The 17,285-nt window shown below is 66.0% G+C and carries 15 protein-coding genes; 10 read left to right on the top strand and 5 right to left on the bottom strand.

What is annotated here, in order from left to right:
* Positions 1-12: 12 nt before the first annotated feature.
* Entirely contained in the window at positions 13-1,011 is a 999-nt protein-coding gene (locus K5X80_RS01405) for a GDP-mannose 4,6-dehydratase (RefSeq protein WP_222559099.1), read from the bottom strand.
* Between the two features lie 93 nt (positions 1,012-1,104).
* On the bottom strand, positions 1,105-2,733 hold the full coding sequence (locus K5X80_RS01400; RefSeq protein ID WP_222559098.1) for an alpha-D-glucose phosphate-specific phosphoglucomutase: 1,629 nt from the start codon (positions 2,731-2,733) through the stop codon (positions 1,105-1,107).
* Positions 2,734-2,922: 189 nt separating this feature from the next.
* Here K5X80_RS01400 and ada point away from each other — a divergent pair, with 189 nt between their 5' ends.
* From ada to mdoH, 8 genes are all read left to right on the top strand, one after another.
* Positions 2,923-3,999, top strand: coding sequence for a bifunctional DNA-binding transcriptional regulator/O6-methylguanine-DNA methyltransferase Ada (ada, locus tag K5X80_RS01395; RefSeq protein WP_222559097.1), 1,077 nt, complete (start codon positions 2,923-2,925; stop codon positions 3,997-3,999).
* On the top strand, positions 3,996-4,706 hold the full coding sequence (locus K5X80_RS01390; RefSeq protein WP_222559096.1) for a 2OG-Fe(II) oxygenase: 711 nt from the start codon (positions 3,996-3,998) through the stop codon (positions 4,704-4,706). Before ada ends, K5X80_RS01390 begins: the two co-directional genes overlap by 4 nt.
* Positions 4,696-5,349 carry a DNA oxidative demethylase AlkB gene (alkB, locus tag K5X80_RS01385; protein ID WP_222559095.1) on the top strand — a complete coding sequence of 218 codons (654 nt, stop codon included), beginning with the start codon at positions 4,696-4,698 and terminating at the stop codon, positions 5,347-5,349. The genes K5X80_RS01390 and alkB overlap by 11 nt, the downstream gene beginning before the upstream one ends.
* A 101-nt stretch (positions 5,350-5,450) precedes the next feature.
* Positions 5,451-5,831: a limonene-1,2-epoxide hydrolase family protein gene (locus K5X80_RS01380; RefSeq protein WP_222559094.1), complete on the top strand. Its 381-nt coding sequence runs from the start codon at positions 5,451-5,453 to the stop codon at positions 5,829-5,831.
* A 207-nt stretch (positions 5,832-6,038) separates the two neighbouring features.
* Positions 6,039-7,241 carry a TolC family protein gene (locus tag K5X80_RS01375; RefSeq protein WP_222559093.1) on the top strand — a complete coding sequence of 401 codons (1,203 nt, stop codon included), beginning with the start codon at positions 6,039-6,041 and terminating at the stop codon, positions 7,239-7,241.
* Positions 7,234-8,448, top strand: coding sequence for an efflux RND transporter periplasmic adaptor subunit (locus K5X80_RS01370; RefSeq protein WP_222559092.1), 1,215 nt, complete (start codon positions 7,234-7,236; stop codon positions 8,446-8,448). The genes K5X80_RS01375 and K5X80_RS01370 overlap by 8 nt, the downstream gene beginning before the upstream one ends.
* Positions 8,449-8,515: 67 nt before the next feature.
* The gene (locus K5X80_RS01365) at positions 8,516-10,000 is read left to right on the top strand and encodes an OpgD/OpgG family glucan biosynthesis protein (RefSeq protein WP_222559091.1); all 1,485 of its coding nucleotides are present in this window, start codon (positions 8,516-8,518) and stop codon (positions 9,998-10,000) included.
* The gene (mdoH, locus tag K5X80_RS01360; RefSeq protein ID WP_222559090.1) at positions 9,997-11,811 is read left to right on the top strand and encodes a glucans biosynthesis glucosyltransferase MdoH; all 1,815 of its coding nucleotides are present in this window, start codon (positions 9,997-9,999) and stop codon (positions 11,809-11,811) included. Before K5X80_RS01365 ends, mdoH begins: the two co-directional genes overlap by 4 nt.
* Here mdoH and K5X80_RS01355 read toward each other — a convergent pair.
* Complete coding sequence (locus tag K5X80_RS01355; protein ID WP_222559089.1) at positions 11,800-12,414, bottom strand: TetR/AcrR family transcriptional regulator; 615 nt, start codon at positions 12,412-12,414, stop codon at positions 11,800-11,802. The two genes, mdoH and K5X80_RS01355, sit on opposite strands and share 12 nt — an antisense overlap.
* 31 nt (positions 12,415-12,445) lie before the next feature.
* Here K5X80_RS01355 and K5X80_RS01350 point away from each other — a divergent pair, with 31 nt between their 5' ends.
* Positions 12,446-13,609 (top strand): cytochrome P450, encoded by a 1,164-nt coding sequence (locus K5X80_RS01350; protein ID WP_261390586.1) that lies wholly within the window; start codon positions 12,446-12,448, stop codon positions 13,607-13,609.
* A 23-nt stretch (positions 13,610-13,632) separates the two neighbouring features.
* On the opposite strand, the gene K5X80_RS01345 is transcribed toward K5X80_RS01350, so the two are convergent.
* On the bottom strand, positions 13,633-14,274 hold the full coding sequence (locus K5X80_RS01345) for a TetR/AcrR family transcriptional regulator (RefSeq protein ID WP_222559088.1): 642 nt from the start codon (positions 14,272-14,274) through the stop codon (positions 13,633-13,635).
* Between the two features lie 207 nt (positions 14,275-14,481).
* Here K5X80_RS01345 and K5X80_RS01340 point away from each other — a divergent pair, with 207 nt between their 5' ends.
* On the top strand, positions 14,482-15,858 hold the full coding sequence (locus K5X80_RS01340) for a DUF1214 domain-containing protein (RefSeq protein WP_222559087.1): 1,377 nt from the start codon (positions 14,482-14,484) through the stop codon (positions 15,856-15,858).
* 20 nt (positions 15,859-15,878) lie between these two features.
* Here K5X80_RS01340 and K5X80_RS01335 read toward each other — a convergent pair whose 3' ends face one another.
* Positions 15,879-17,285 carry an efflux transporter outer membrane subunit gene (locus K5X80_RS01335; protein ID WP_222559086.1) on the bottom strand — a complete coding sequence of 469 codons (1,407 nt, stop codon included), beginning with the start codon at positions 17,283-17,285 and terminating at the stop codon, positions 15,879-15,881.

Below are 17,285 nucleotides of genomic sequence, written 5' to 3'. Positions count from 1 at the left end.
AAGCCGTTACGATCAAACCTGATGGTATTCGCGGAACCAATCCACAAATTTCGGCACGCCCTGCTCGATCGCGGTGGTGGGGGCATAGCCGAGATCGCGTTGGATCGCCGCGATATCGGCGTATGTCTTGTGCACGTCGCCCGGCTGCATCGGCAACATGTCCAGTTCCGCCTTGCGCCCGCAGGCCTGTTCCAGCAGGCCGATGACTTTCATCAGGGCTTCGGAACGGTGATTGCCGATGTTGTAGAGCGCGTGGGGCTTCACACTGCCCCCGGCCTTTTCCCGCCCGTCATCCGCCGGGGGATGATCGAGACAGGCGACGACCCCGGCGATGATATCGTCGATATAGGTGAAATCGCGGTACATATCGCCGTGGTTGAACACCGGGATCTGCCGCCCGGCGAGGATATTGGCGGTAAACTTCCACATCATCATGTCGGGGCGCCCCCATGGGCCATAGACGGTGAAGAAGCGCAGGCCGGTGAGCGGGATGCGGTAAAGATGGGCGTAGGTTTCGCTCATCAGCTCGTCCGCCTTCTTGGTCGCGGCGTAGAGCGAAACGGGGTGATCCGTGCGATCTTCCACGGCAAACGGCAACTTGGCATTGCCGCCATAGACCGAACTGGAACTGGCGTAGACCATATGCTCCACCTCCCGGTGGCGGGCCAGTTCCAGCATGTTCACATGCCCCACCAGATTGGAATGGACATAGGCGTGGGGGTTTTCGATCGAATAGCGCACGCCCGCCTGCGCGCCCAGATGCACGATGCGGTCGAACTCCAAGCCTTCCAGCGCGGTTTGCAGCGCATCGGTATTGCCGAAATCGACCGGCAGGAATGCGAACCGGTTGCCGCCCAGCTGCGCCAGCCGCCGGCTACGGGCCTGCTTGAGCGAAACATCGTAATAGGGATCGCAATTGTCGATCCCGATCACCTGATCGCCGCGCGCCAGCAGGGTTTCGGACAGAGCGGCGCCGATAAAGCCCGCTGCTCCGGTTACGAGTACGCGCATGCCAACCTTTCCTGCTGTGCCGGGGTGCCGCTTATAGGGGGCAAAGACGAAAAGACCATGGCCATCCGTGGGAGCGCCATGGCGGATCGCGGCCTAGGTCACGACATCGGGTGCCGTGCGGCCGGTGTGGCGCGCGATCCCGGCGATGGCATCGGCGGCGGTGGCCAGATCCGCCAGCATGATCGCGGTATCGGTGTCGAGCGCGCCATCGGCCGGTTCGAACCGTTCGAGATAGACGCGCAGAGTGGCCCCCTGCGTACCGGTGCCGGAAAGGCGGAACACGATCCGCGATCCGCCATCGAACAGCACGCGGATACCCTGATTGCGGCTGACCGCATGATCGACCGGATCGGTATAGGAAAAGCTGTCCGCCGCAGCGACGCGCAGCGGGCCGAAGGCCGTGCCGGGCAGTGTGTCCAGCCGCTGCTCCAGTTCGGCCATCAGCCGGTTGGCGGCGGTGGTGTCGATCGCTTCGTAATCGTGGCGGGCATAGTAGTTGCGGCCGAAGCGGGCCCAGTGATCGCGCGCCAGCGCATCGACGCTGATCCGCCGGGCGGCAAGCACGTTGAGCCATAGCAGCACCGCCCACAGGCCGTCCTTTTCGCGCACATGATCCGACCCGGTGCCGGCGCTTTCCTCCCCGCAGATCGTGGCCATCCCGGCATCGAGCAGCGTGCCGAAGAATTTCCAGCCGGTGGGCGTTTCATGGCAGGGCAGGCCCCATTCCGCCGCCACCCGGTCGGCTGCCGCGCTGGTCGGCATCGACCGCGCAATGCCTTTGAGCCCCTGCGCGTAACCGGGCGCATATGTGGCATTGGCGGCCAGCATCGCCAGAGAATCCGACGGGGTAATGAACCGCCCACGCCCGATAATCAGATTGCGGTCGCCATCGCCATCGGAAGCCGCGCCGAAATCGGGCGCGTCCGGCCCCATCATGAGATCATACAGTGCCTTGGCATGGACGAGGTTCGGATCGGGGTGATACCCGCCGAAATCCTCCAGCGGCACGCCGTTGCGCACCGTGCCCCGGGGGAAGCCCAGCCGGTCTTCCAGAATCGCCTGGGCATAGGGGCCCGTTACCGCATGCATCGCGTCGAACGCCATGGTGAAGCCGCCCGCCACCGCCGCGCGGATCGCCGGGAAATCGAACAGGCTTTCCATCAGCGCGGCATAATCGGCCACCGGATCGATGACCTCCACCCGCATCGCGCCGACTTGCGCCGTGCCCTGGGTGTCGAGATCGATATCCGGTGCGTCCATGGTCAGCCAGCGGTCGATCGTCTGCGTGCGGGCATGGATCGCCTCGGTCACGCTTTCGGGCGCGGGGCCGCCGTTGGCGATATTGTACTTGATGCCGAAATCGGCGTCGGGCCCGCCGGGGTTGTGGCTGGCCGACAGGATCAGCCCCCCGGCCGCGCCATATTTGCGGATCACATGGCTGGCGGCGGGGGTGGACAGAATGCCGCCCTGGCCCACCAATACCCGGGCGTAGCCATTGGCAGCGGCCATGCGGATCGCCTGCTGGATCACCGGCCGGTTGTAGAACCGCCCGTCGCCCCCGATCACCAGGGTGGCCCCGCCGGGTGGCGGCACCGCATCGAACACGGCCTGGATGAAGTTTTCCGTATAATTCGGCTGCTGGAAGACTTTGACCGGTTTCCGCAAGCCGGAAGTGCCGGGTTTCTGGCCGTCGAACGGATGGGTGGGGATGGTCCGGATCATATCCGCCCTCATGGCAAGCCGCGATGCTGCTGCGCAACCCCCGGCGGTTCGGAACACCGCCCGTGTGCCATCCTGGTGCGACAGGCCGGGTCGCACGATGGACGCAGGCACCCTATATCCGATGGCGTCGTGGGATTCGACAGCAGGAAATGGAGCGCGCGGCCCATGGCGGCGCGCTAGAACCGGGTCATGAGAAAGGAACCATCCCTGTCCGCATCGCTGGCCACCACCGATGATCCGCGCTGGGCGCAAGTCGTGGCGCGGGACAAGAGCGCCGATGGCCGGTTCTGGTATTCGGTGGCGACGACGGGCGTCTATTGCCGTCCGTCCTGCGCTTCGCGCACGGCCAATCCCCGCAATGTGACTTTGCACGATACGCTGGAAAGCGCGCGCCAATCCGGTTGCCGCCCCTGCAAGCGGTGCAACCCCGAAGGATCGTCGTTCGCCGAGGAAAACGCGGCGTTGATCGAACAGGCGTGTCGGATGATCGAAGCGGCCGAACAGCCGGTGCCGCTGGCCGATCTGGCTGCGGCGGTGGAACTGAGCCCCGCCTATTTCCACCGCCTGTTCAAGGCCCAGACCGGAGTGACGCCCAAAGCCTATGCGCAGGCGCACCGGGCCAGGCAGGTGCGCGGCCATCTCGCCGCCGGGAGCAGCATGACAGAGGCGATCTACGCCGCCGGGTTCAACTCCAGCAGCCGTTTCTACGAACGGGCGGACGCCATTCTCGGCATGGCGCCCGGGCGTTACCGCCGGGGCGGGGCGGAGGAGGAGCTGCGCTTTGCCGTGGGGCAATCCGCGCTCGGCGCGATTCTGGTGGCGTCCAGCGCCAGCGGGGTGGCGGCGATCATGCTGGGGGACGATCCCGAACGCCTGCTGCGCGATTTGCAGGATCAGTTTCCGCGGGCCGCGCTGGTGGGGGGCGACCACGCATATGAGCGGCTGGTGGCGCACGTCGTCGGCTTCGTGGAGGAACCGGCGCGGGGTCTCGATCTGCCGCTCGATATCCGGGGCACCGCTTTCCAGCAGCGCGTATGGCAGGCCTTGCGCGCGATTCCGGCCGGGGAAACCGTGTCCTATGCCGAGATCGCCCGGCGGATCGGCGCGCCACGCGCGGTTCGCGCGGTGGCGGGGGCCTGTGCGGCCAATGCTCTGGCCGTGGCGATCCCTTGCCACCGCGTTGTGCGCCGCAATGGCGCGCTTTCCGGCTATCGGTGGGGGGTGGAACGCAAACAGCGCCTGCTTGAACGGGAAAGTGCGGCATGAACGCCGTGCACGCGCGGGTCGCGGCGCAGGACTGGGCGCGGATCGCCGCCGAACTCGACCGGGAGGGCTGGTCTGTCCTGACCCGCCTGCTCGACGATGCCGCGTGCGATGCGCTGGCCGGGATGTATGGGCCCAGCGCAGCATTCCGCAGCCATGTCCGTATGGCGCGGTATGGGTTCGGGCAGGGGGAATACCGCTATTTCGCCTATCCTCTGCCGCCGCTGGTGGAAGGGTTGCGATGCGCGCTCTATCCCCGTCTCGCCCCTATCGCCAACGGCTGGCATGAACGGATGGGGCTGCCCGCCCGCTTCCCCGCCGATCATGCCGCATTTCTGGCGCGCTGCCACGCGGCGGGGCAGCTGCGGCCCACGCCCCTGCTGCTGGCTTACGGGCCGGGTGACTACAACTGTCTGCATCAGGATCTCTATGGCGAACATGTCTTTCCGCTGCAGATCGCGGCGCTGCTGTCTGCGCCGGGCGCGGATTTTACCGGCGGCGAATTCGTGCTGACCGAGCAACGCCCCCGGATGCAATCGCGCGCGATGGTCGTACCGTTGGCCAGGGGCGATGCGGTGGTGTTCGCGGTCAACCAGCGTCCGCAGCGTGGCACGCGCGGCGATTACCGTGTGACCATGCGCCACGGGGTCAGCCGGGTGCATGCAGGCCACCGCCATACGCTGGGGATCATTTTCCACGATGCCGCCTGATCCGCATGGCGGTGATCTGTTCGCGGGGGAGCGGTGGGTGGAACCGCTCGGCCCCGGCGCGGCGCTGCTGGGCGGGTTCGCGCTGGACCGGGCGGATGCGCTGATCGCGCAAATCCATGCTCTGTCCGCCGTCTCCCCCTTCCGTCATATGGAAACGCGCAGCGGGCGCATGTCGGCGGCGCTGACCAATTGCGGTGCGATGGGATGGGTCAGCGATCGCTCCGGTTATCGCTATACCCCGCACGATCCGTTGACCGGCGCGCCTTGGCCCGCGTTGCCCCCGTTGTTCGCACGGCTGGCGGCGGAAGCGGCAGCAGCTTTGGACTTCGCCGATTTCCGTCCCGCCGCCTGCCTCGTCAACCGTTATGCGCCCGGGGCTCGGCTCGGCCTGCATCAGGACCGGGACGAGGGCGACAGGATCGCCCCTATCGTCTCGGTCTCGCTGGGTCTGCCCGCAACGTTCCTGTGGGGTGGGTTGGAACGCGGGGCGCGGGTCCGGCGCATTCCGGTGCGGCATGGCGATGTGGTGGTCTGGGGCGGGCCATCGCGCATGGTGTTCCACGGGGTGGCCCCGCTCAGGCACGGGCATCACCCCGCGACGGGTGGGTTTCGCTACAATCTCACTTTCCGCAAGCCCGGCTGATCGCCTTGCGCACTTGCCAAACGGTGGCAACTCATGGAACGGAGGGCGCACACGGTCCTGAGCGGCTGAAGCACAACCACAAGAAAAGGGAGAGAAAAAAGATGAGCAAAGCGGAAGACGTGGTCAACGCCATGATCGATGCCTGCAACCGCAAGGATATCGAAGCCGCACTGGCCTGTTTCCACGAGGATGTGGTCTATCACAACATTCCGATGGAGCCGGTGACCGGACGGGAAGGCGTCCGCAAGACCTTGGGGCCGTTTCTGGACATGGCCCAGCAAGTGGACTGGATCACGCACAAATCGGTTTCAAATGGGGTCGATCTGGTCATGAACGAACGCAACGATCGTCTGCTCATGCCCCATGGCTGGTGCGATTTGCCGGTGATGGGCGTGTTTGAAGTGCGCGACGGGAAGATCGCCGCCTGGCGCGACTATTTCGATTCCGCGGCGGTGCAGGCTTTGCTCGGCGGCGGCAGCTAAAAAGACGCGTCGCGCTCAGCAAGCCGGCACCCCTGCCACCTTTTCGCCATTCCCGCGTTATGGGGATGGCGAGTGGTGAAAGGCTTTCGGACGTAATGGCTTATATCTGCGACGAGGTGACGCCCCCGGCCATCGTGAACGGGGTCTTATCGTGAAATGCCGTATTGGCTAATGGTGGGACCTTGCTATCGGGCGTGCGTGGCGATTGTGGCTTTTATTCGACCGGGCTGGCGTACGGCCTTGGGTGCTTTCGCATTGGCATGCGGCAGCGGTGTGCCGCTTCATGCGCAGGATGGCGATCCGGCCTTGCGGTTGCGGCCGCAGGCAGCCGAACAGCAGGCCAGCACGCAGGGCGATCCATGGCTGAGCCATTGGTGGACCGCATTCGACGATCCGCTGCTGACGCGGCTGGTCGAAACCGGGGTTGCCGCCGATCCGGAATTGGCCCTGCCGACCGAGCAGGCGGCGCGGGGCGGCAGTGGGCGTAAGCTGGGCGGGCGCAAGCGTTCGGGCCGGGCTGACGAGGCGGAACGTCATGCCGCGCTTTACGAACGCGCGCAGAAACAGGCCGAAAAGGCCGAACGTATTGCCCGCGCTTATTTCAAAGTGCGCGCGACCCAGCAGCATATGGCCGTGGCGCGGGAAAGCCTGGAAAGCCAGCAGGAGAATATCAAAGTCGCCAGCCTGCGGTTCCGCGCCGGGCTGGCACCGGCTTACGATGCCAATTTCGCCCGCACGCAAAGCGCGACCACAGCGGCCGCGTTGGGTGAAGTGGAAGCGGAATTCCAGCGTGATATCGCCCGTCTGGCCGAATTGACCCGGATCGATGCGCAACCGCTGCGCGAAGCATTCGGAACGCACGTTCCCACGCTGGCCGCGCCGCCTCTGCCGCCGGAGGATCAGAGCGGGATCGTCGCCCTGCGCCGGGCGGATCTGCTCGCGCTCGAACAGCGGCTGTCGGCGCGGCTGATGCGCGACGGGGTGGCCCAGGCGGATATCGACGCGGCCATGGCGGGGCAGGTCGCCGCGCCATCCGATGATGTGGCCGAGGCGCTCGCCTCTTACGAAGACCGGCTCAGCGGCGCACGGGCCGATGTCGCCGTGGCACTGGAAACGGCCAACGCTGCGCAAAAGCGGGTCGCCACTCTGGAACGTGCGGTCGAAAGCGCACGCGTGGCGTTGGGCGATACCCGGATGGCCTACAACAGCGGGCTGGACCGGTTCGTATCGGTTTATGTCGCGGAAAACGCACTATTCGAAGTGCGCCAGGCGATCGTTGCCGCGCAACGCACCCATATGGAAGCCTTGATCCGCTATTTCACCGCACTGGGCGGCGGCTGGCGGATCGAACAGCCCCGCTCCGGCACGCCCGCCCCGGCCAGGAATGAAACCGGCGCGCGGGATGAGTAAACCGGCGGGGCATACGCCGCTCGACGATCTCATCTCGGGCAGGCCGGCCAGCACCCGGCAGCGCCGGATCATCTGGATCGTGGTGTTCATGGCGCTGATCGCGCTGGCGGTGCTGACTGTGCGTTTCCTGGTCGGGCACGACACGTCCTATATTTCGCAGCCCGCGGTGCGCGGCAATCTCGAACCGCGCCTGTCCATCGGCGGCGTGCTCTACCCGACGCGCGAAACCGATGTCGGCATGCCGTTTGCGGGCACGATTGCCGAAGTCTATGTGCGGGAAGGGACGAAAGTCGCCGCCGGGCAACAGCTTGCGCGGATCGATCCCGCCGATGCCCGTCTGGCCATGGCGGAAACGCAGGCCGGGGTGCAAAGCGCCCGGGCCGCGATCGAAAGCGCATCGGCGGTGCGCGATCAGGCGGCGGCACGTCTTGCCCGGATCGAGGATGTCTATCGCCGATCGGGCGGACGGGTGCCTTCCCGCCGCGAACTCGAAGAAGCGCGGGCCACCGCGCGGGCGGGCAATGCCGAACTCGATTCCGCCAAGGCCCATCTGCAGGAAGCCGAAGCGCGGCTGGCCGAAGCGCAGCGGCACATCGTCCGCAGCGTGATCCGCGCTCCGATCAGCGGCTATGTGCTGGTCAACAACGCCCGCCCCGGCGCGCTGGAAACCGATGCCAACGCCCCGCTGTTCACGCTGTCGCCCGATATCAACCGGATGCGGATCGACGTGCTCGTGCCGCAGGCGATGATCGGCGATATCAAGCGCGGCGCGCGGGCGCGGGTGACGGTCAGTTCGCTTCCGGATGAGCGGTTCGAAGCCTGGGTTACGGATATTGCCAGCACCGCCACAGGGGCGCCCCCGGCTTTCCGGGTCACGCTGACCGTGGCCAATCGCGAAGGGATGCTGCGCCGGGGGATGCGGGCCAGTGTGGATATCCGTCTTCCCCCGCGCCGCGATGTGCTGCTGATCCCCAATGCGGCGTTTCATTTCGAACCCGCGACGAAACGTGCGCCGTCTGAGCGGAACGACGGGCGCGAAACGATTTACGTGTTAAATGACGAGGGAGGGATCGTGCCGGTGGCCGTATCGGCGGGCTCGACCGATGGAACGCGGACCGAAGTTCATTCCGATGGGCTGAAAGCGGGCGATCCGGTTGTCGTCGGGTGGCGCGGTTCTTCTGCGGGCGATCGCGATCCCGCGGAATGATGACAGGCGCGGCCGGTTCGCGCCGCGATTGTGTTGGAGGACCGGAACACTGACCGATTTCGATCTTATGTCCCGGCGGGCGGCCTGCGGTCTGCTCGCTTCGGTGGCGGCTTTGGCGCCTTTCGCCCCGGTTCTGGGCGCGGCCCCGGGCCAGTTGGGCCCTGCGCGTGCGTTCTCGTGGGATTGGCTGAAACGCCAGGCACGCGCCCTTGCCGCCCGGCCCTATCGCGCGCCTGCCAAATCCACCAACGCGGCGGCGGATTACGATGCATCGGTGAAGCTGACTTACGGCGAAGCGGGCCGCATCGCCGGGAATGTCCGCCTGTTTCCGACCACCCGGCTGGTGGCGGAACATGCTGTCACCATCCATATCGTGGAAAATGGCAGGGCGCGGGCGATCATGGATACCGCGGGCCTGTTCGTGGGCGATGGCAAGGCCGACCCCGCAGGTTTCCGCATCATGGAGGAAGGCGCGCAGACCGACTGGCTGGCTTTCCTGGGTGGAACCTATTTCCGTTCGTCGGGCGCGCTGGGCCAGTATGGCCTGTCCGCCCGTGCCATCGCGGTCGATATCGGCCTGTCGCATGCGGAGGAATTCCCCGCTTTCACGCAGTTCTGGATCGAGCAGCTGGGCGGAAACCATTATCGTATCCATGCCCTGCTGGACGGGCCGAGCTTGGCTGGCGCGTTCGCGATCGACAGCCGCCTGCACGAAGGTGGGGTCGATCAGCAGGCCCGGCTGGCGCTGTTCATGCGGCGCGACATCGCCCGGCTGGGTATCGCGCCGATCACCAGCATGTTCTGGTACGATCAGACCGCCGACGGGCGGCCGACCGACTGGCGCCCCGAAATCCACGATTCCGATGGCCTGCTCGTCGCCATGGCCAATGGCGAACGGATCTGGCGGCCGCTGATCAATCCGCAGCGCGCGCAAGTGAACGCTTTTCAGGCGCAGGGCGTTCGCGGTTTCGGCCTGTTGCAGCGCGACCGCAGGTTCGTCAGCTATCAGGATGATGGCGCGTTTTACGACAAGCGGCCCAATCTCTGGATCGAACCCGAAGGGGACTGGGGGCCGGGCTCGGTCATGCTGTACGAAATGCCCACCGACAGCGAAACGGTGGACAATATCGGTGCGTTCTGGGTTGGCGACCGGCCCGTGCGCAAGGGGCAGGCGTGGGAAGGGGCTTATCGCCTGCGCTGGATAGGGGGCGAACCCGATGGTTCGGTGATTGCCCGGATGGTCGACGGGTTCATCGGTCCGGCGGGGATTCCCGGTCTGCCGCCGGTGGCGGGAGCGCACAAGTATGTGTTCGATTTCCGGGGCGAAAGCCTGGCCGGATTGACACGGGAAAGCGGCGTAACCATCGTTACCGATCTGCCGGATGAAGCGATCATCCGTTCCGCCGCCTATCCGGTGGTGGGCCAGGACAAGCTCTGGCGGGCCATGCTGGATGTGAAGGAGGACAAGACCCGCCAATCCGAATTCCGCATCTCTCTCGCCCGGGCGAACGATGCGTTGACGGAAACGGTGATACAGCCGGTCAACCGATGAGCACACAGCACCATTCCGCCAGCCCTCCGGATGCGCCGCGCCGGTTGCCCGACGAGGCACCGCTGGAAATGAGCGTGCAGCGGCTGGAAGGCAATCCGCCCGGTTCGATCGAAGTCACCACCGCCCCGCGCGATCTGCTGGCCAAGCGGATGTTGCTGATCGTGGCGACGGCATTGCTGGGCATGGCCGGGTCCACGGCGCAGCGGCTTGCGCTGTCGAACGACGGTCTCGACTGGCTCGAAATTCTGTTTCTGATGCTGTTCGTGCCGCTGCTGAGCTGGATCGCGTTCGGCTTCGTCAGTTCGTGTATCGGCTTTCTGATGCTGATGAGCGGGAGGCATCCCGGCTTCACCGCTATCACCGGACTGCCGCAGACCGTCACCCGCCGCACGGCCGTGCTGATGCCGGTCTATAATGAGGATGTCTCGGCGGTGTTCGCGCGGGTGGAGGCGATGGCCGCGTCCATCGGCAAGGCCGGGATGGCGGATCTGGTCGATTTCTTCGTGCTCAGCGATTCCCGCCCCGACCATGGGGATGAAGAGCTGGCGGCATGGGACAGGGTGGCGCGGGCCGCGCCGATCCCGGTCTATTACCGACGGCGCGAACAGAACATCGCCCGCAAGCCGGGCAACATCGCCGAATGGCTGCAACGGTTCGGCGCGGCGTACGAATATATGGTCATTCTCGATGCCGACAGTCTGATGAGCGGGGATTCGATCCTCGGTCTCACGTCGATCATGGAACAGCGCCCGTCCATCGGTCTGTTGCAGACGGTGCCGATGATGATCAACGCGCAGACACTGTTCCAGCGCTGGCAGCAGTTCGCCGGTTACGCCTATAGCCCGATCGCTTCGGCCGGGTTGCTGTGGTGGTCGGGGGCGGAAGCCAATTTCTGGGGGCACAACGCGATCGTGCGCGTGCGTGCTTTCGCCGAAAGCTGCGGTCTGCCCGAACTGGGCGGCAGGCCCCCGTTCGGCGGCCATATCCTGAGCCACGACATGGTCGAATCCGCGCTGCTGCGCCGCCGTGGCTGGGCAGTGCACATGGTCATGATCCAAGGCAGTTACGAGGAATTTCCGCCGACCATCGTCGATTTCGCGATTCGCGACCGGCGCTGGATGCAGGGCAATCTGCAGCACTTGCGCCTTCTGGCGGCGCCGGGCCTGCACTGGGCCAGCCGCCTGCATCTGCTGATCGGGGCCTCGGCCTTCCTGACATCGCCTGCATGGCTGCTGCTGATCGTGATCAGCATCGTGCAGGCTTGTATCGGCACCCCGCAGCCGGTGGCGGAGATGACGCCGCCGGGGGTGTTGTGGCTGACTATCGCGCTGCTGTTCGGGGCGAAGATACTGGGGGTGATCTGGATTCTCACCGACCGCGAACGGCGGCGTGCGTTCGGCGGCACGCGCACCGTGCTGAAAAGCGTGGCGGCGGAAGTGCCGCTGGCGATGCTGATGGCACCGGTGACGATGGTCAACCAGACACGGGCGCTGGTGGGCATGCTGGTGGGCAAGGAATCCGGGTGGCAGACGCAGGCGCGCGAGGCCAAGGAACTGCGCGTGCGTGACGTGCTACCCAGTCTCAAGGAACATATCGCGCTGGGGCTGATCTTCGCGGCGGTCGCGCTGATCGATCCGATCACCGCCGCATGGCTTTCCCCGCTGACTATCGGCCTGCTGACCGCGCCATGGCTGGTGGCGCGCACGGCCAGCACCCGGGGCGCGCGGCGGTCTTCGCAGCGCAGCCTGTTTCGTGTGCCGGAGCCGACGATCACCGACGCGGGGCGGGAAAAGCGGCTGCTACTGGTCTGATCGGGCCGCTGACGGCGGCGCCCCCGTGCGCAGGGCGGCGGTGGGCGCGAGAGCGAGGCGATTGAGCGCTTCGGCCAGCCGGTCGCGATCCATGGCGCCGGGGTGTTCCAACCACCAGGCCATCAGTGTCAGCGAAGCCGCGACGGTGTGGCTGACGATCAGTTCTTCGGGGAACCCGGCGGGGTGGGGCAGGGCCTGTGCCCGGGCGGCCTCGATTGCGCGCCCGGTGATGGCGCGGCGGATTTCGTTGCCTGCCCCCACCAGCAGGGCATGGCAGATGCCGCGCCGTTCCTCCACGAATTGCGCCAGTTTCCTGCCGCCCAGTTCCGGGTCGGTGATCGCCGACACGCCCATTTCCGCAACCAGTTCATCGACCAGTTCGGCGGCGATGGCGGCCAGCAGGCTCTGCTTGTCCGGATAGTGCCGGAAGAATGTGGCATAGCCGATTCCCGCCAGTTCCGCGATGGCCCGCACGGTGATGTCGGCGAAAGGCATGCGCTCGGCCAGAATCAGCAACGCATGATGCAGCGCCGCCCGCGTGCGGACCACCCGTGCATCATTGTCTCTTGATCTTTGGGCGGGTTTGGAGGATTTATGATCCATAGTATATCATAATAAGCCGGAGTCGATCCCTATGGCTAGCCGCGCCGGAACAGGGCCACAATGCCCGTTTGCGCAGGAAGATGCCCGCAAGACCGCGCGAATCGCGCAGCGCGGCGGATTGGTGCGCGATCCGGTGAGGATCACCGAATTTGCCGATGCCCGCGCGGTGTTGCGCTCGGGCGAAGCGGAGCAGGCCGGTTTCCTGTCCGATCTTGCCCGCCGCTACAGCCGGATGAAGCAGCCGATCCTGTTTCTCTCGGGCGAAGAGCATCGGCGCCAGCGCAAGGCTACCGCGCGGTTCTTCGCGCCCAAAGTGGTGACCGGCCGCTATCGCGATCTGATCCGCGCGGAGACGGAACGGTTGATCGCCCGCCTGCGCCGCAACGGTTCGGCCGCACTCGATGCGCTGTCGCTCGATCTGGCGGTGACGGTGGCGGCGGAAATCGTCGGTCTGACGGAAAGCGATCCCGTCGCCATGGCGGGGCGGCTGGAAACGATCACCGGCGGTGGCGACCGGCCGCGTTGGGCGATCATGAAACTGGTGATGATGATGCGCCGCCAGTGGCAGGTGCGCCATTTCCTGCGCGAGGATGTGCGACCCGCCATCGCCGCGCGCAAAGCGGCCCCGCGCGACGATGTGATTTCCCACCTGATCGCCGAAGGCTACAACGATCAGGAAATCCTCGTCGAATGCCTCACGTATGGCGCGGCTGGGATGATCACCACGCGCGAATTCATCACCATGGCCGGCTGGCGGATGATGGAAGAGCCGGCCTTGCGGGCGCGGTTCATGGCCGCGGACGATGCGGACAGGATCGTGCTGCTGGAGGAAATCCTCCGGGTGGAGCCGGTGGTCGGGATGATCTATCGGCGGCTGCCCGGGCGGGAAGGCGTGCTGGGCATCGATGTGCGGGCTGCCAATGCGGATGAAAGCGTGGCCGGGGCGTGCCCCTACGCGGTCGATCCGGAGCGCGGCATCGAAGCGAAATACGGCCATGCGGTCATGGCGTTCGGCGATGGGGAGCATCGCTGCCCCGGAGCACAGGTGGCGATGCATGAGACAGCGATTTTCCTGGAAGCGCTGTTCAAGGTTCCGGGGTTGCGGCTCGAACGGGCGCCTGATGTGGGCTGGAATGCGCTGATCACCGGCTACGAATTGCGGGGCGCGCTGCTGACCTGCGACAGGGCGGACTGAACCGGCCCCACCGAACCGATCCGTCAGCGCACGTCGAGCACGGCGCGCGCCGTCTTGCGCAACACGTTCTTGAAAATGGCGATCTCGGTCGGATCTTCGGGCCGGTAGGGGCGTTCGCTGCCCAGTTGCTCGGGATTGCAGACGTAGTGCAGAATGCTGCCGCTGAGCAGATTGACGAGATACATCGCGTTGACTTCGGCGAAGCGGCCGACGGCGATCCCGTCGCGGATGATCCCGCGCAGCAATTGCAGGGCGTCGGTGGCGTAGGCTTCCGCCGGTTCCCCATCCGCCACCGGGGTGGCGCAATTGCGCAGGATAATGCGGGCGGCGGTGGGCCGGGCCACCATGAAATCGAGCCACGTTTCGACCAGCAGCATAAGCCGTTCCCACGCGTCTTCCACGCCGGAAAGCCGGGTCTGGGTCAGGCTGACGAGACTGCCGTGGATATCCAGCGCCAGTTCGTCGAAGAGGTGCCGCTTGCTGGGGAAATAATAGAAGATCGCGGCCTGCTTGATGCCCACGTCGCTGGCGATGGTTTCAAGCCGCGCGGCGTCGTACCCCAGTTCCGCAAAGCTCGCCTCGGCGGCCTTGAGGATGTTGCGGCGCGTCAGTTCCCCTTTGGTGACTTTGCGCTGGGCGGTGGCGATATCGCTGTCCGTGTCCATAGCGGACCCATGCCAGCCCACGCGGCGGGCGTCAAATTGAATGACTGGTCACTTGTTTGCGCGGGCCAGCAGTATACAAGCCGCATAAGCCTTTTATCAAAAGCCGTCAGGATGAATTTTCTACTTGCTGATAAGTTATTTTTAATCCAGCTTGGACGGGAAGAGGAAAAAGCGGGCGATCCGCGAACAAGGAGAGGACAGCCGATCATGGTACAAGCGAAAGGGATCGTCACGGCGGCGGCAGGGGCGCTGGCGCTCGGCATGGCGGGGCTGGTCGGCGGTGTGGGACAAGCCGCAGCGCCCGTTCCCGCGGCGCAGGATGCGGCATCGACACTGGCCATTCCTTATCAGCTTGAAAGCGAACGCAAGGTCCTGCGCGTTCTGGAAAGCGCGCCGATGCGCGCTGAAATCGCCCGGGTCGAAGCGCTCTATGCCGCCGATCCGCAAGGAAAAACGGCTGTGGGCAAGGCCACGATCCGCCGTGCCGCCCATTCGATCGCCGTGGCCGCCACGCAATATGCCGTGGGTGAGGATACGGACCGTCCGGGGGCGTTCTGGACGGTGAACGCGCCGCACGACTGGTTCGGCCTGAAAGTGCCGCGTTCCGGCTATGGCATCGACAATCCTGACAATGTCTATCGCAATATCATGGTGGATGCGGCGGCGCGGTATGAAATCCATGGGCGGATCAAGCAGCCCGCCCCGGCGGAACTCCATTTCGAAATGCGCGACGCCATCCCCGGCACCACTGTCATGGCGGCGGAAGGGGGCAAGCAGCTTTCCACGCTGCGCAGCGACCAGATCGTGATGGATAGCGAGGGGCGCTTCACGATCACGGTCGACAACCAGCCCGCCAACGGGCGCACGAACCACCTGCAGACGCCGGAACAGGGCAAATATCTGATTATCGTGCGCGATCTGTTCACCGATTGGGCGACACAGAACCCGGTGGCGCTGGACGTGCGGCGCGTGGGCGGGCCGCCGGTCGCGCCGCCCCCCGATGAAGCGGCGCTGGCCCGGCGCGCGGCGGAGCTGCTGGCGAAGATCGCGCCGTTCTGGGTGCAGTACGACAACACGTTCATCTATTCTCGTCCGGCGAACACGCTGGGGCAGGCGCGCGTGCGGCCCGGCGGGCGCGGTATGTCGGGCAGCGGGCATTTCGCGCTCAAACCGGATGAGGCCTGGGTCATCACGCTCGATCCGCTGGGTGCGGTTTCGCTGGGTGTGCAACTGAGCGATCCGTGGGGCGTGGCCTATGAATATGCGGCGCGCACCAGCAGCCTCAACAGCAGGCAGGCCAGGCCCAATGCGGACGGGACCTATACGTTGGTGGTCTCGCAGCGCGATCCCGGCGTGTACAACTGGCTCGATCCCGAAAATCAGCCCGCCGGTATGCTGGCGATCCGCTGGCAATCGCTGCCCGCAGGGGCCAGGCCCGAAAACGCCATTCGCGAAGGGAAAGTCGTGCCGCTGGCGAAATTGAAGCAGGCGCTGCCGCAGGAGACGGTGTTCGTTACCCCCGCGCAGCGGAAAAGCCAGCAGGCGGAGCGGCTGGCGAGCTATCAGCGCCGGTTGACGCAGTAACGGGGCGGCGCGCGATCGCCCTATTCGCGATCGCCGCCGCCCAGTGCGCGATAGAGGCCGCTGGCGCTGGAAAGCTCGTCCCGCTTGAGATCGAGCAGCGCCTGCTGCGCGGCATACTCGCTGCGCTGCGCATCGAGCAGTTCGAGCCGCCCATCGACCCCGGCGCGATAGCGCAGGTCGGCCAGCCGCACCCGCTTGGCCGCCGCATCGGTGGCGGCCTGCTGCGCGCTGACCTGCCGGGCATAAGTCGCCCGCCCGGCAAGGCCGTCCGACACTTCGCGAAACGCGCTCTGGATCGCCAGTTCGTACTGCGCGACGGCAATCGACTTGCGCACTTCGGACAGGCGCAGTTCGCCGCGCAATGAGCCGCCATGGAAAATCGGCTGCGAAATCTGCGGCGTGAACGACCAGGTGTGATTGTCGCCCTTGAACAGACCGCTGAAAGCCGGGCTGATCATGCCGAGCAGCCCGGTCAGCGAAAGACGCGGGAAAAAGGCCGCGCGCGCCGCGCCGACATTGGCATTGGCGGCCACCAGTTCGTGTTCCGCCTGCCGGATATCGGGCCGGTTGGCCAGCAGATCGGACGGCAACCCGGCGGGCAGCTCGGTCAGGATCGGCTGCTGCATCAGCGGGGTCGGGGCAGGCAGATCGGCGGGCAGCGGTGCGCCGGTCAGCAACTGGATCAGATTGCGGGTCTGGGCCAGCGCGCGGGTGCGGGCCTCGCGGTCGGCTTCGGCCTGCCGCACCTGCCCTTCGGCCTGCGCCAGTTCCAGCCCGCTGCTCTGGCCGCCTGCGTGCAGCTTGCGGGTGATCTCCAGCGATTGCTGCCAGGTGGCGAGCGTGCGTTCGGTCAGCGCCAGTTGCTCTTCGGCCAGGCGTTCCGCCAGATAGGCATCGACCACGCTGCTGATCAGCGCGATCCGGGCGGAGCGGCGTCCCTCATCGGATGCGAGATAGCGCTCGAATGCCGCCTCGCTCTGCGAACGGAGCCGCCCGAACAGGTCGATTTCAAAACTGGTCAGCGCGGCATTGGCGCTGAACTGGCCGAATTCCACGCCCCCGCCGTTTGCATTGGGCACCGTCAGCGCCGAACCGGGCGTGCGCTGGCGGGTATAGCTGCCATTGGCATCGATCTGCGGCAGTTGCGCCCCACGGGCGATCCGGAACTGCGCCCGCGCCGCCTCGACGTTGAGCGCGGTCACGCGCAAATCGCGGTTGTTGTCCAGCGCCAGTTCGATCAGCCGCTGCAAGCGCGCATCGCGGAACATGTCGCGCCAGTCGATCGCCGCCGCACTCGCTTCCTCGCTGGCGTCGGCCCCGGCAAAGGCGGGGGCGACGGGCGGGGCAGGCTTATCCAGCCGGGGGTTCATCGAACAGGCCGCGGTCGAGGCGAGCAGCGCGGCCACCAGCAGTTTGCGGATCATCAT

The organism is Caenibius sp. WL, assembly GCF_019803445.1.
Taxonomy (GTDB): Bacteria; Pseudomonadota; Alphaproteobacteria; order Sphingomonadales; family Sphingomonadaceae; genus Caenibius.
This window is presented reverse-complemented; position numbering and strand designations above follow the sequence as displayed.